The 13,314-nt window shown below is 69.9% G+C and carries 12 protein-coding genes and 1 tRNA gene; 5 read left to right on the plus strand and 8 right to left on the minus strand.

All coding sequences use genetic code 11. From position 1 onward, the window contains the following. Window positions 1-199 precede the first annotated feature (199 nt). The 4 genes from CFN78_RS20590 to CFN78_RS20600 form a co-directional block, all read right to left on the minus strand. Window positions 200-1,090 (minus strand): ABC transporter ATP-binding protein, encoded by an 891-nt coding sequence (locus CFN78_RS20590; protein WP_094864507.1) that lies wholly within the window; start codon window positions 1,088-1,090, stop codon window positions 200-202. Next, complete coding sequence (locus CFN78_RS30355) at window positions 1,072-1,494, minus strand: DUF1345 domain-containing protein (protein ID WP_094864508.1); 423 nt, start codon at window positions 1,492-1,494, stop codon at window positions 1,072-1,074. The genes CFN78_RS20590 and CFN78_RS30355 overlap by 19 nt, the downstream gene beginning before the upstream one ends. Then, window positions 1,446-1,619: a hypothetical protein gene (locus tag CFN78_RS29265; protein WP_165777637.1), complete on the minus strand. Its 174-nt coding sequence runs from the start codon at window positions 1,617-1,619 to the stop codon at window positions 1,446-1,448. The genes CFN78_RS30355 and CFN78_RS29265 overlap by 49 nt, the downstream gene beginning before the upstream one ends. 109 nt (window positions 1,620-1,728) lie before the next feature. Continuing rightward, complete coding sequence (locus CFN78_RS20600; RefSeq protein ID WP_094864509.1) at window positions 1,729-2,724, minus strand: YdcF family protein; 996 nt, start codon at window positions 2,722-2,724, stop codon at window positions 1,729-1,731. A 228-nt stretch (window positions 2,725-2,952) separates the two neighbouring features. Here CFN78_RS20600 and CFN78_RS20605 point away from each other — a divergent pair, with 228 nt between their 5' ends. Then, entirely contained in the window at window positions 2,953-5,352 is a 2,400-nt protein-coding gene (locus tag CFN78_RS20605; RefSeq protein ID WP_420807912.1) for a cation-translocating P-type ATPase, read from the plus strand. Here the strand turns inward: CFN78_RS20605 and CFN78_RS20610 are convergent. Then, window positions 5,349-6,188, minus strand: a complete 840-nt coding sequence (locus tag CFN78_RS20610) for an ABC transporter permease (protein ID WP_110495016.1) — start codon at window positions 6,186-6,188, stop codon at window positions 5,349-5,351. The two genes, CFN78_RS20605 and CFN78_RS20610, sit on opposite strands and share 4 nt — an antisense overlap. Then, the gene (locus tag CFN78_RS20615; protein WP_094864511.1) at window positions 6,185-7,123 is read right to left on the minus strand and encodes an ATP-binding cassette domain-containing protein; all 939 of its coding nucleotides are present in this window, start codon (window positions 7,121-7,123) and stop codon (window positions 6,185-6,187) included. The genes CFN78_RS20610 and CFN78_RS20615 overlap by 4 nt, the downstream gene beginning before the upstream one ends. A 145-nt stretch (window positions 7,124-7,268) precedes the next feature. On the opposite strand from CFN78_RS20615, the gene CFN78_RS20620 reads away from it, so the two are divergent. Beyond that, entirely contained in the window at window positions 7,269-8,066 is a 798-nt protein-coding gene (locus CFN78_RS20620) for a hypothetical protein (protein ID WP_094864512.1), read from the plus strand. A 2-nt stretch (window positions 8,067-8,068) separates the two neighbouring features. Here CFN78_RS20620 and hrpB read toward each other — a convergent pair whose 3' ends face one another. Beyond that, entirely contained in the window at window positions 8,069-10,510 is a 2,442-nt protein-coding gene (hrpB, locus tag CFN78_RS20625) for an ATP-dependent helicase HrpB (RefSeq protein ID WP_094864513.1), read from the minus strand. Next, window positions 10,507-11,331 carry a glutamate ABC transporter substrate-binding protein gene (locus tag CFN78_RS20630; protein ID WP_094864514.1) on the minus strand — a complete coding sequence of 275 codons (825 nt, stop codon included), beginning with the start codon at window positions 11,329-11,331 and terminating at the stop codon, window positions 10,507-10,509. Before CFN78_RS20630 ends, hrpB begins: the two co-directional genes overlap by 4 nt. A 69-nt stretch (window positions 11,332-11,400) precedes the next feature. On the opposite strand from CFN78_RS20630, the gene CFN78_RS20635 reads away from it, so the two are divergent. The 3 genes from CFN78_RS20635 (at window position 11,401) to CFN78_RS20645 (ending at window position 13,043) form a co-directional block, all read left to right on the plus strand. Next, window positions 11,401-11,958, plus strand: coding sequence for a MauE/DoxX family redox-associated membrane protein (locus CFN78_RS20635; RefSeq protein ID WP_094864645.1), 558 nt, complete (start codon window positions 11,401-11,403; stop codon window positions 11,956-11,958). A gap of 4 nt (window positions 11,959-11,962) precedes the next feature. Beyond that, window positions 11,963-12,766 (plus strand): DsbA family protein, encoded by an 804-nt coding sequence (locus CFN78_RS20640; RefSeq protein ID WP_094864515.1) that lies wholly within the window; start codon window positions 11,963-11,965, stop codon window positions 12,764-12,766. Between the two features lie 204 nt (window positions 12,767-12,970). Continuing rightward, window positions 12,971-13,043 (plus strand) — tRNA-Ala (locus tag CFN78_RS20645). Window positions 13,044-13,314: the final 271 nt, after the last annotated feature.

The raw sequence follows: 13,314 nt of genomic DNA on the forward strand, positions 1-13,314 counted from the left end.
CGATGTAGCCGAGGCTGCCGACCTGGGCGAACAGTTCGTGCTGGTAGATGAAGAAGGCGCTGATCGCCACCGGCATCACGAAACTCGTGATCAGTACCGATCGGTTCCGGAAAATCTGGATCAGCTCACTACGAGCGATGGACAACATGACAGGCGAATCCTTTTCCGAGTCGTGGGAGGCTGGGATGAGGGGGATGGGTCAGTCGTTGCCGATGGCGCGGAACACGTCATCGAGTCGCGTCGGGCCCGCTTCGAGTCCCCGCAACTCCACCGCGTGATCCTGTGCCCAGCCGAGCAGGGTGTGCAGGTCCTTCTGCAGTGAGAACGTCTCGATCACGATCTTCCCGTCGCTCTCCGGCCTGCCCCGCAACGGAAGGCGCGGCACCGGCCCCGAGGACGGTATGCCGAAACTGATCACCGCGGGCAGGGTCTGGGTCAGCTCAGCGACGGTCCCTTCCTTGTGGAAGGTGCCCTGGTGCATCAGGCCGATCCGGTCGGCGCGCTGCTGCGCCTCTTCCAGGTAGTGCGTGGTCAGCACGATCGTCGAGCCGTCCTCACGCAACTTGTCCACCGAGTCCCACAGGGCGTCCCTGGACTGGATGTCCAGACCGGTCGTCGGCTCGTCCAGGAAAACCAGTTCGGGCGTTCCGAACACCGCGGTGGCGAAGTCGAGCCGCCGCTTCTCACCGCCGGAGAGCTGCGACACCTTCGTTCCCGCCTTCGGCTTGAGGTCCACCACCCCCAGCACCCGGTCCACAGTGTCCTGGCGCTCGCTGAGCCGCCCGATCAGGTGGATGGATTCCCGGACCGTCAGATCGGGAGCGAAACCGCTCTCCTGCAACATGATCCCCATCCGGGGGCGGACGGAAGCCCGGTCGCCCGGGCGCTGGCCGAACACCCGCACCGAACCCGACGTCGCTGTCCGGTGCCCCTCGATCACCTCCAGTGTCGAGGTCTTTCCCGCGCCGTTGGTACCCAGCAGCGCGTAGAACTCGCCTTGCCCGACGGTGAAGGACAGGTCCTTCACCGCGTGGAAGTCGCCGTACTTGAGGTTCAGACGTTCAACGTCGATCACTGATGTCGTGGGCATACACAGATCTCAGCAGGTTGGGCGTCCGGCGACCAGTGCGACCACGTCACGAGCCCGCCATGACATTCACGCTGGTGGACGTATGACGCAGTGTCACTACCGGCTCCCCGGCCGGAGCTCCGTTGCACAGGCTGGTGCTGCCCTCGATCGCGACGCCCAGCACGGCCGCGTTGTACAGAAACGACCGAACGGAGTGCCAGACTATCGCGTGCCCGATCACTCGTCCTTCGATGCGGACGTCGGAGGTGGAGAAGGTGGTTCCGCCGGTTGGGCACGCGCACACCGGGGAACGACATTCCGCGGCCGTGGTGGAAGTACAGGCTCGCGTAATGCGTGGTGTACCCGGCATGCAGAATCAGCCACGCCAGGAGTGTGGTCGCGGCCGCCAGAGCCTTGACGCCCACAGTGCCTGCGCCTCCGACTGGATCTCATCAGCCAGTTCGCCGGCGGCCGCCACTAGCAGCCCGCTGGTCAGTCCGGTGGCGCTGGAGAGCGCGAGAATGGCGAACCGCAACCACATCGTGCGCACGGGCAGCCCAAGCCGGGAGCGCGTCCTCGAGACGGCGTTTCAGGGCGACAGGAACACCGGCCACGTCAACGCCGCCGATTCCGAATCACACCGCTCCGGCATCCGCCGGTCAACGGAGGGCGACCATTACGCCAAGGGCCGCGAGTATTCCGGTGATACCGAGATTGACCATCCGGTGCCCCATGAGAACGGCGGCGAATTCGCGGATAGTGGCACTCGGCCAGTAGTAGAGCGCTGTCGGGGAACCTGCCACCTGCCCGTTCACGGTGGCCTTGCGGGCCATGATCGCGGCGCGGTAGGCGTGGAAGTTGTTGGTGACGACCACACACCGGTAGCCGGGCTTTCGCTGTTCCATCAACTCGTGGCTGAACGCCAGATTCTGTTCGGTCGTGGTGGAGCGATCCTCGCGGAGTACGTCCGTCTCGGGCACGCCGGCGGCGAGGAGATAGTCGGCCATGGCATGGGATTCGGGCAGGGCCTCGTCCGTGCCCTGTCCACCCGAGGTGACGATCATCGGCTCCGCGCCGCTCGCCCGTTCGGTGGAGTAGAGCAGCTTCGCCTTGTCGAGACGGCTGGCGAGCAGTGGCGGTATCCGTCCGTCGATCACTCGCGAACCGAGCACCACCACGAAATCGATCCCCGGGCGTATCCGGAGACGGCCGTAGAGAAAGGCGTAGCCCAGGTAGCAGCAGAACAGGAAACCCACATAGGACAGTGCCGCCAGCGCGGGGATGGCGACCGCGGCGATCGTGTGGTTCTGCGTGTACTGGGTGGCCGCGAGCAGAATCAGCAGACCGATCATCCCGAGGCCGGCCAGCAGGGAGAGCAGGTTGCCGAGACTGCGGCTCTCCCTGCGGATCATGGTGACCCCGTTGGCGATCAGGAAGACCGCGAGTACCAGCACAGTCAGCAGTGGCAGCAGAATGACGGCGGTCGCGACGGTCCCTGCCGTACTCGCGGGCAGGCGCTGGATGTCGTCGATCAGGGCCATCAGCAGGAACACCAGGCCGAGGCCGAGCAGCACGGCGTTGCGGAACCGCCGGCGATCCTGGCGGATGCTGAGAATCGCGAGCAGGACCAGCACTCCGGAGCAGGCGTAGAGCATGAAGGCCAATTCGATGATGCGACGGGCGGACGCCAGGACCCTAGCCGTTCCGCCGGTGGTTTCCGGCCGCGCGGACCTCATGCCGCCCGAACGCGGTCGTGGTTCACCCCGCCGGGTTACCCCCTGTGCCAAGGAGTTCGCGGCGACCGGAGTGATCCTGGGAAACGCCACCTTAAGCGGTGAACATCGCCGTCGTGGTGACGGGCGGCGGGTACGGTCGCGAGCGTGGTGGATACGCGCGCCGTGGCGACATCGGACACGCACGGGCTCACTGAGGACGAGGTCCGGGAACGGGTCGTACAGGGGCGATCCAACGACATACCCGAACGGGCGGGCCGGAGCACCTGGGACATCGTCCGCGCCAACGTTCTCACCCGGATCAACGCGATCTTCGCCGTCCTGTTCGCGATCGTGGTGTCGACCGGTTACGTGCTGGACGGTTTGTTCGGCGGCCTGATCGTGGCGAACAGTGTGATCGGGATCGTGCAGGAACTGCGGGCGAAACGGATGCTGGACCGGTTGTCGATCATCGGTCAGGCCCGGCCGCGAGTGCGCAGGGACGGCCGGACCGTCGAACTGGCACCGAATCAGGTGGTCGCCGATGACGTGATCGAACTGGGGCCCGGCGATCAGGTCGTGGTCGACGGCGAGGTGCTCGACGGCGCGGCGCTGGAGGTCGACGAGTCACTGTTGACCGGGGAGTCCGACCCGGTGGTCAAGAATGCCGGCCAGCAGGTGCTTTCCGGGAGTTTCGCGGTGGCGGGCTCCGGCGTGTACCGGGCCACCAAGGTCGGCCGGGCCGCCTACGCCGCGCGCCTGGCAGAGGAGGCGGGCAAGTTCACCCTGGTCGATTCCGAGCTGCGCAACGGCATCGACAGGATTCTGAAGTTCATCACCTACCTGCTCGTCCCGGCCGGGGCGCTGTCCGTCTACAACCAGCTCTCCGGGGACCAGGCGCTGCCCGAGGCCCTGCGCGGCATGGTCGCCGCACTGGTCCCGATGGTGCCGGAGGGGCTGATCCTGCTCACCTCGATCGCGTTCGCGGTCGGCGTGGTGCGACTGGGAAAGCGGCAGTGCCTGGTGAACGAACTGCCCGCGATCGAGGGCCTGGCGAGGGTGGACGTCGTCTGCGCGGACAAGACCGGAACGCTGACCGAGAACGCGATGCGGCTCGCACAGGTCCGGCCGGTCGGGGGAAACGAGATGCCGGACGAGGTACTCGCCGCGCTCGCCGCCGCCGATCCCCGGCCGAACGCCAGCCTGGCGGCCATCGCCGAGGCACACCCGGACGATCCCGGCTGGACGGTCACCGCGATCGCCCCGTTCTCCTCGGCCCGCAAGTGGAGCGGCGCCTCCTTCGGTGATCACGGCGACTGGGTTCTCGGCGCGCCGGACGTGCTGCTCGCGGCGGACCACGCCGTGCGTGCCGAGGCCGCTGTCGCCGGTTCGGACGGCCTGCGCGTGCTGCTGCTGGCCAGGGCGGCGGGAGCGGTCGACCGGGAGGACGCCCCCGCAACGGTGGACCCGGTCGCCCTGGTGTTGCTGGAACAGAAGATCCGACCCGACGCCAAGGACACATTGGACTATTTCGCCGGGCAGCGGGTGACGGTGAAGGTGATCTCCGGTGACAATGCCGCCTCGGTCGGCGCGGTGGCCGCGACGCTCGGCCTGCCCGGCGCGGGCTCGCCCACGGACGCGCGTTCACTGCCGGGGGAACCCGCCGGCCTGGCCGCCGAAGTCGAACGGGGCTCGGTGTTCGGCCGGGTCACCCCGGTCCAGAAGCGCGCGATGGTCGGCGCCCTGCGGTCCGGCGGGCACACCGTCGCGATGACCGGCGACGGGGTCAACGACGTGCTGGCCCTCAAGGACGCCGACATCGGGGTCGCGATGGGAGCGGGCAGCCCGGCCACCCGGTCGGTGGCGCAGATCGTGTTGCTGGACAACAAGTTCGCCACGCTGCCGTACGTGGTCGCCGAGGGCAGGCGGGTGATCGGCAACATCGAGCGGGTCGCGAACCTGTTCCTGACCAAGACCGTCTACTCGGTACTGCTCGCACTGCTGGTCGGCATCCCCGGCCTGATCGGGTTCGACGCGCTGCCGTACCCGTTCCTGCCGAGGCACGTCACCATCATCGGCTGGTTCACCATCGGCCTGCCCGCGTTCGTCCTGTCGCTGGCACCGAACAACGAACGCGCGCGCGGCGGTTTCGTGCCGCGGGTGATGCGGATGGCGGTGCCCGCCGGGGTGATCATCGCGATCGCGTCCTTCGTGTCCTACGTGCTCACCTACCCCGGCGTCACCGGCAGCCCCGCGGAGCAGGTGCGGGCGAGCACCGCGGCGCTGGTCACGCTGATGGCGATCGCACTGTGGGTACTCGCTATCGTGGCCCGGCCCTATGCCTGGTGGAAGATCGCGCTGCTGGCGGTGATGGCCTGCGCGTCCACGCTGATGTTCCTGACCCCGTTCACCAGGGATATCTTCCAGCTCGATCCGTCCGATGCCGGCGCCACGCTGACGGCGTTCGCCTGCGCGGCGGCCGGCATCGTGCTCGTCGAAGCGGCCTGGTGGGCGGGCAGGCCGCTTCGACGAACACCTAACCAGCGAAGCATTTCCGGCCCGCGATCCTAGGCGTCCCGGGTACGCAGCACCCGGTCACCGGTCAGCAGGGCCACGGCCGCCCAGGCCGCGGTGATCGTGAGTGCCACCGCGCCCCCGTACGGGGCGGGTGCGGAGGTCATCGGATTCACCTGACCGTCCACCACCATCAGGTTCAGGCCGGCGACCCCCGGCAGGTAGTCCACCGCCGCCGTCATCCCCATCCCGGCCAGCAGCAGGGGCGCCACGAGCAGCAGGGCGAAGGTGACCGCGATCGACCCGGCAACGCTGCGCAGCGCCGTGCCCACCCCGATCGCCAGCGCCGACAGCAGCGCCAGGTACGCCCCGGTGCCCGCCACCGCCCCGAGGACGGCACCCCCGTCCGGGGCGGGCGCCTTGCCGCCCAGCACCGCGGTGCCGAGCCCGATCGACGAGGCGGAGAACAGCACGCCGGCGCCGAACATCACCGGCATCAGCACCGCGCACTTGGCCACGGGCACCCGCCACCGAGCCGGAACCCACTGCAGGGTCGAACGGATGCTCCCGGTGGCGTACTCGCTCGCGATCGTCAGCGAGGCGACGGTCAGCACGGCGAGCTGGGTCAGGTACAGCACCGACTCCGCGGCGACCGAGGGCGCCGACAGCTCGGCCGCCGACACCGATCCGGCGGCGTACTGGGCGCGCAGCGACAGCGCCAGCAGCGCCGAGTAGCCGAGCTGCAGCCCGGCCGCGGCGGCGAGGCCCCACCAGGTCGAGCGCAGCGACCAGAACTTCGTCCACTCCGCGGCGACGGCCCCGGCGAGTCCGCCGCCGATCCGGGTCGTCGCGGTCTCCGCCATCCCCGTGTCCGTCATCTTGTTGCCTGTCATGGCCGAGCTCCTGCCGTGTCGTCCGCGGCCACGCCGTACTCGGCGGAGCCCTCCGTCAGTTCCATGTAGGCCTGCTCCAGCGAGGCCTCTTCCGCCCGCAGGCCGTGCAGGCGGATCCGCAGTTCGTGCGCGATGCCGCCGACCTCCTCGACGGGCATTCCGTGCACCCGCACGCCGTCCGCGCCGTCCGGATCGACGCTCCGCGCCGATGGCCGCAACCGGGCCGTCAACGCCCGCAGGTCCGCCTCCCGCGCCACCCGCACCAGCACCGAGCTCCGTGAGTTGCGGGTGATGAACTCGTCCAGCGGGGCGTCCGCCAGCAGCCTGCCCCGGCCGATCACCACCAACCGGTCCGCGGTCTGCTGCATCTCGCTCATCAGGTGGCTGGAGACGAACACCGTGCGTCCCTCGGCCGCGAGCGAGCGCATCAGCCGCCGGATCCACCGCACCCCGTCCGGATCGAGCCCGTTCACCGGCTCGTCGAACATCAGCACGCCCGGATCGCCGAGCAGCGCGCCCGCGATACCGAGCCGCTGCCCCATGCCGAGCGAGAACTGCCCGGCCCGCTTGCCCGCGACATCGCTCAACCCGACCGTCGCCAGCACCTCCTCCACCCTCGACGGCCGGATGCCGTTGCTGCGCGCCATCGCCAACAGATGCCGTCCCGCGCTCCGGCCCGGATGGGTGGCCTTCGCGTCGAGCAGCGCGCCGACCTCCCGCAGCGGATGCGCGAGCCGGTCGTAGCGTTTCCCCCGGACCAGCGCGTGCCCGGCGTCCGGCCGGTCGAGGCCCAGCACCATGCGCATCGTGGTGGATTTCCCGGCGCCGTTCGGGCCGAGGAACCCGGTCACCATGCCGGACTCCACCGTGGTGGTGAGCCCGTCGACGACGGTCTTCGCGCCGTAGCGTTTCGTCAGTCCGTTCAGCGTGATCATGTGCCCTTCCTCGTCCAGCGGCCGTTACCGGAGGCGACGCTACGAACGACGGCGACCGGCGGTAATGGCCCGGAGTCAGGACTTGCCCCTACTTTCGGCACCACGGGATCGGCACGTCCGCCGGGGGAGAGGCACAATGCGGCGCATGGCTAGCGGACCTGCGACCCGCCGTGGCGGAGTCCCCCTCGTCGACCTCGCGATGCTGGTGCTCGCCCTCGGCTCGGTGGGCTTGCTGCTGTACGTGATGTTCTTCCCGCACTCCGATGCGACGGCACAGCGCGTCTTCGTCATCGACACCTGCGTGTGCGGGGTGTTCCTGATCGAGTTCCTGTGGCGGTGGCGGCAGCAGGGCTGGGAGAAGTGGTTCCCGCTGCGCAACTGGTACGAGGTGCTGGGCATGATCCCCATCGCGCACCCCGCCCTGCGCGGTTTCCGCTTGCTGCGCGTCGTCGTGGTGCTGGTGCGCCTTGCCCGCACCGCCGACCGCGCCTTCGGCGAGAAGTTCAGCCAGCGGCTGCTGGAACGGCTGACGGGCCCGATCGTCAAGGCGATCAAGAAGCCGATCACCATCGCCGTGATGGACGAGGTGGTGGGGGTGCTGGAGACCGGGAACTATCCGCAGAACCTGGCCCGCTCGCTGGGCGAGAACCAGGCCCTGCTGCGTGCGGTGATCTCGGAGAAGCTGCGTGAGGACCCACAGACCGGGAGACTCGCCAAGCTGCCCTTCCACGACGAGATCGTGCGTACCACCGTGGACACCTCGATGCGCGTCATTCTCGCCACGCTCACCGATCCGCGCATCGACCACTTCTTCGCCGAGGTGGTCAAGGAGAACCGGGAACAGATCCGCGAGGCGATCCAGCTCGGCCTGAACGAGCGGGACGCTTCGGAGGAGGAGCTGGAACGCGAGCTGCCGACCGTCCCGCAGCGGTTGCGCTCCTGAACTCAGCGCCTCCGGTTCGTTCCCCGCTTGGCCTGTGCGGTCAGCGGATCCTCCGGCCACGGATGTTTCGGGTAACGTCCGCGCAGCTCCGCCCGGACGGCGGCGTAACCGTTGTGCCAGAACGATTCCAGGTCGGCGGTGACGGCAGCGGGACGTCCGGCGGGGGAGAGCAGGTGCAGCACCACCGGGGCCCGGCCGTCCGCGATGCGCGGGGTGGTGAGCCAGCCGAAGGTCTCCTGCAGCTTCACCGCCAGCACGGGTTGCGCGCCGGTGTAGTCGACGTGCACGCGGGAGCCCGTGGGCACCTCGATCCGATCGGGTGCCAGCTCGTCGAAGCGGGCTGCCGCGGGCCAGGGCAGCAACCGCCGCAGCGCCGAGGTGGTGTCGATCCGCGCCAGGTCCGCTCGCCCGCGTGCCCGGGACAGCTCCGGTTCCAGCCACATGTCCACTTCGGACAACAGTGCCCGTTCGGTGACCTCCGGCCACGGCGGGCCGATGGCGTCGTGCAGAAAGCCCATTCGTTCCCGCACCCGTTTTCCCTCGGCGGTCCAGCGCAGCAACCCGGTGCCCTGTTCGCGCAGACCGGAGCGCAGCGCGTCCCGTACCAGCACGGCATCCGGGTTCCGCAACGGCCGTTCGGTCAGTGTGATCGCGCCCAGCGCGCGCACCCGTCTGGCCGCGACGTCCCCGTCCCGCCACGCCACATCGTCCACTTCGGACAACAGTGGCCCCGCGGCGCGTTCGGCGAGGGCCTGGTCGGCGCGCGCGGCGAGCCGGACGATCCCGTGCGGGCGGCCGGGCTCCCGCGTCGCCTCGGCCACCGCCAGCCATTCCGCGTCACCGAGACCGCTGTCCCCGCGCAACTCGACCGCCGTCCCGCCCGCCATCAGGTACACGTTCGAGCCGGGGCAGCGGCGGCGGGCCAGCCGTTCCGGATGGGCGAGGGCCACCACCAGTGCCGTGTCCGGGGTGCCCCGCCCGCCGTCGACCAGCCCGGCCAGCCGGTCGGCTTCTCGCCGCCACCGGCGGGCCGCCTCGTCGCGCCGGGAACGCAGGCCGTGCAGTTCCGCGTCGGCGTCGGTGAGGCCGGCACCGGCGTCGAGCAGGGCCACCACCTCGGCGGCGGCGCGCGCCCCCACCGAATCGGCACCGTCGAGCAGGGCGCGGGCATATCGCGGATGCAGGCCGAGCGAGGCCATGACGCGTCCGCGCGCGGTGACCACGCCTGCGACGTCCACGGCGCCGAGCGTGCGCAGGAGTTCCCGGCCCGCCCGCAGCGGGCCCTCCGGCGGAGCGTCCCACCAGGACAGTCCCGCACCGTCCGGAGTGGACCAGCAGGCCAGTTCCAGTGCCAGCCGGGACAACTCCGCCGTGCGGATTTCCGGTTCCGGGTAGGCGGGCAGGCCGGCGTGCTCGTTGCGCGGCCAGCACCGGTACACCGTGCCGGGGCCCTCCCGCGCCGCCCGCCCGGCCCGCTGCTCGGCCACCGCCGCCGACACCCGCACGGTCGCCAGGCCGGGCAACCCCCGGCGGTGGTCCACCCTCGGCACTCTCGCCAGCCCGGCGTCCACCACGATCCGCACACCGGGAACCGTCAGACTCGACTCGGCCACCGCGCTCGCCAGCACCACCCGCCTGCGGTCGCCCTCGGCCAGTGCGGCGTCCTGCCGCGCCGCCGTCAGCCTGCCATGCAGGGGCAGAACGTCCACCGTGCCGCCGTCCGTATCGGACAGTCCGGCGAGCTGCCCCGCCACCCGGGAGATCTCCGCCGCGCCGGGCAGGAAGACGAGCAGGTCACCGTCTGCTTCGGACAGGGCGCGGCGCACGGTTCGCGCCACGCAGGCCTCGATCCGTTCCCCGCGCGCGGGCGGGGAGTGCTCGACGCGCGTCGGGAACGCCCTGGCCTCGGCGGTGATCACCGGCGCGCCGCCGAGCACCTCGGCCAGCCTGCCCGCCGCCACGGTCGCCGAGGTCGCCAGCACCCGCAGGTCCTCCCGCAGTCCGGCGCGGGTGTCCATCAGCAGGGCGAGCAGCAGATCGGCGTCGAGGTGACGCTCGTGGCATTCGTCGAGCAGCACCGCGCCGACGCCGGGCAGCTCCGGGTCGTGCTGCAACCGGCGGACCAGCAGCCCCGAGGTGACCACCTCGATCCGGGTCCGTGCGGAGACCTTGCGGTCACCGCGTACGGCGTACCCGACGGTCTCGCCGACCGGTTCGCCGAGCAGCGCCGCCATCCGCCCCGCGGCCGCCCGTGCGGCCAGCCTGCGCGGCTCGGCCACCACCACCCGGCCCCCGGCCGCCGCGGCCATCGCCAGCGGCACGATCGTGGTCTTGCCGGTACCCGGCGGGGCGATGAGCACCGCCGTCGCGTGGGTCGCCAGCGCACCGGTCACCTCGTCGAGGACGGCGCGGACCGGCAGATCCGGCAGTACGGGAAGCCTCACCGTTCGGTGATCCCCGGTGGCCGCGGGAGCTGGTAGCCGGAAGGACCGATGTTGCGACTCAGCGACTCCGACCACGCACCGCTGCTGATCATCTGCTCGATCGCCGTGTTCAGCGCCGCCTGCCCCTCGGTGTCGCCCTTGCGCAGGCCGATCCCGTAGCGCTCCACCGAGAACGGGCTTCCGACGACACGCATCAGCTCCGGATTCTGTGCCACGTAACCGGCCAGGATCACCGCGTCCGTGGTGACCGCGTCCACCTGCCGGGCCAGCAACGCCGTCACGCAGTCCGGGTAACGGGGGTACTCGATCAGCTCCACCAACTGCGCGAAGCGGTCCTTCACCTGCTGGGCGGGCGTCGACCCGCTGACCGAGCACAGCTTGCGGCCGTTGAGCGCCTCCGGCCCGGTGATGTCCGCCGAGGCCGAGCGAACCAGTAGATCCTGGCCGGTGAGGAAGTACGGGCCCGCGAAGCTCACCGATTCCTTGCGTTTGTCGCTGACGGAGTATGTGGCCACGACGAGATCGACCTTGCCGGAGGCGATGTCGGTCTCCCGCGCGGCCGAGGTCGTCTCCTGCCAGTCGATGTCCTCCGGATCGACGCCCAGCTCGCCCGCGACGAAGGTGGCGACGTCGATGTCGAAGCCGACGAACCTGCCGTCCAGCGTGCGCTCGGACAGGCCGGGCTGGTCGTAGCGGATGCCGATGGTGAGGCGATCGCCGTCGGCGGCCCTGGCCACCAGCGAATCGCTCTTCGACGCGGCGGGCGAACATCCGGCCGCGACGACCAGCAGCAGCGCGCTCAGGATCCGGGCGAGCCGCATGGCACCTCCTTCGGTGGACACCCCTGGCGACCTCACGGTCCTCTCAGGTTCGATGGCTAGCCTATGCGCGTGCTGCGACCGTCACCACGAGTCCTCGATTCGGTGGGCACTCTCGCCCGCCTCGGCCTTGCCGCTGTCTGGCTGATCTCCGGCGGCGTCAAGCTCGCCGATCCCGGGCAGAGTTACGTCGCCGTACAGGCCTACGAGCTGCTGCCGCAGGGCCTGATCGGCGTGGTCGCCACCGGCCTGCCCATCCTGGAACTGGTGCTCGGCCTGCTGCTGGTGGCTGGCCTGCTGACCAGGTTCACCGCGGTGGCGTCCGGCCTGCTGCTGCTCGCCCTGATCGCGGTGGTGGCGCAGTCCTGGGCGCGCGGACTGTCCATCGACTGCGGCTGCTTCGGCGGTGGTGGCGAGGTGCCCGTCGGCGAGACGCGGTATCCGCAGGAGATCGCCAGGGACGTGGGTTTCCTGCTGCTGGCGATCTGGCTGACCGTGCGTCCGCGGACCGCGTTCTCGGTGGACGGCTGGATGGGTGGCGAGCGCGGGAACTCGGCGGCGGCCCCGGACGACAATCTGGGCGAACCGGATACCCCCGCGGTGTCCGGGCGTGAATCGGAAAGGATCTGAGCAGGTGGGTGGAGCAGAGCGGAACGCGCGCAAGCGCCGGCAGCAGCAGGCGGCGGGGGCGCAGGCCGTCGCGAGCGCGCGCGGAGGCGGGGGCAACCGGAAGGTGATCGTCGCCGTGGTCGGTGTGGTCGTGCTGGCCGCCGCGGTCGTCGGCGGGGTCGTCTGGACCAATTCGTCGAAGAACGAGACCGAGGGCAGCAACATCGCGGTGTCGGCGGGGGAGGCCCCCGCGTACCCGCAGCAGCGGGACGGCACCGTCGTCGTCGCGGGGAACCAGGACGCGCCGATCGCGGTGGACGTCTACGCGGACTTCCTCTGCCCCGTCTGCGCGAAGTTCGAGGAGGTCTACGGCGGGCCGATCGCCGAGCAGGTCACCGCGGGCAAGATCAAGGTCCGCTACCACATGGTGCCACTGCTCAACGAGCAGTCCGACCCGCCCGGTTACTCGCTGGACTCGGCCAACGCGAGCCTCTGCGCGGCCGACGCGGGAAAGTTCCAGCAGTACCACGACAGCCTGTTCGCCGAGCAGCCCGCGGAGGGCGGCCGCGGCTACGACAAGGCGCAACTGATCCAGCTCGGCACATCCGTGGGGATCAACGACGCCGCTTTCGGTGCCTGCGTGAACAACGGCACCTACGACCAGCAGCTCACCGCCGAGTTCGAGAAGGCGGCCAACGATCCGGCGCTGAAGCAGACCCAGCAGGGCGAGACCTTCTTCGGTACGCCGACCGTGGTCGCGGACGGCCGGATCGTCGACTGGAGCACCGACCAGGAGTGGCTGTCCAAGGTCGTGGCGGCGCAGGGCTGAGCAGCGTCCACGGCCGGGGTGGCGCATCGGCACGGTGCGCCACCCGGGCTGTTCCGGGTTCCAGCTGCGGCCGTCGACGGACGATGACCGGCCGGGCCTCGGCCCGGCCACCTGCGGCGGATCGGTAGCAACCCCCTGCGTGAGGGCAGGGGAAGGCGTGTTGTAACGTGTACTCGTACCGAAACGGGGTGCCTGACCGTTTCCGGGGCTGTGGCGCAGCTGGTAGCGCACCTCACTGGCAGTGAGGGGGTCAGGGGTTCGAGTCCCCTCAGCTCCACCGTTTTCGAAATCGCCCGGCTCTGCACTTTATGCAGGTCGGGCATTATTTTTTGGTCATCCAAACTTTTGTCCATTGTGGATGTCGCTCTAGCTACGTTCAGTAGCTGGGGCACGATCGGAGCAGGCGGTGACCACGTTCGAAACGGGGTCACCTCGGGCTGCCCCAAGGGTCACTCGACTGGGCATCTGTGAGGGTTTTCTGTTCGCCTGTGGCTGCTGACCTTGTGGGCGAGGTGTCCGCGTGTCCGCATGGAGGTTGAGCGGCCTGG

The sequence above is a fragment of the Amycolatopsis antarctica genome, from assembly GCF_002262875.1.
Lineage (GTDB): Bacteria > Actinomycetota > Actinomycetes > Mycobacteriales > Pseudonocardiaceae > Amycolatopsis > Amycolatopsis antarctica.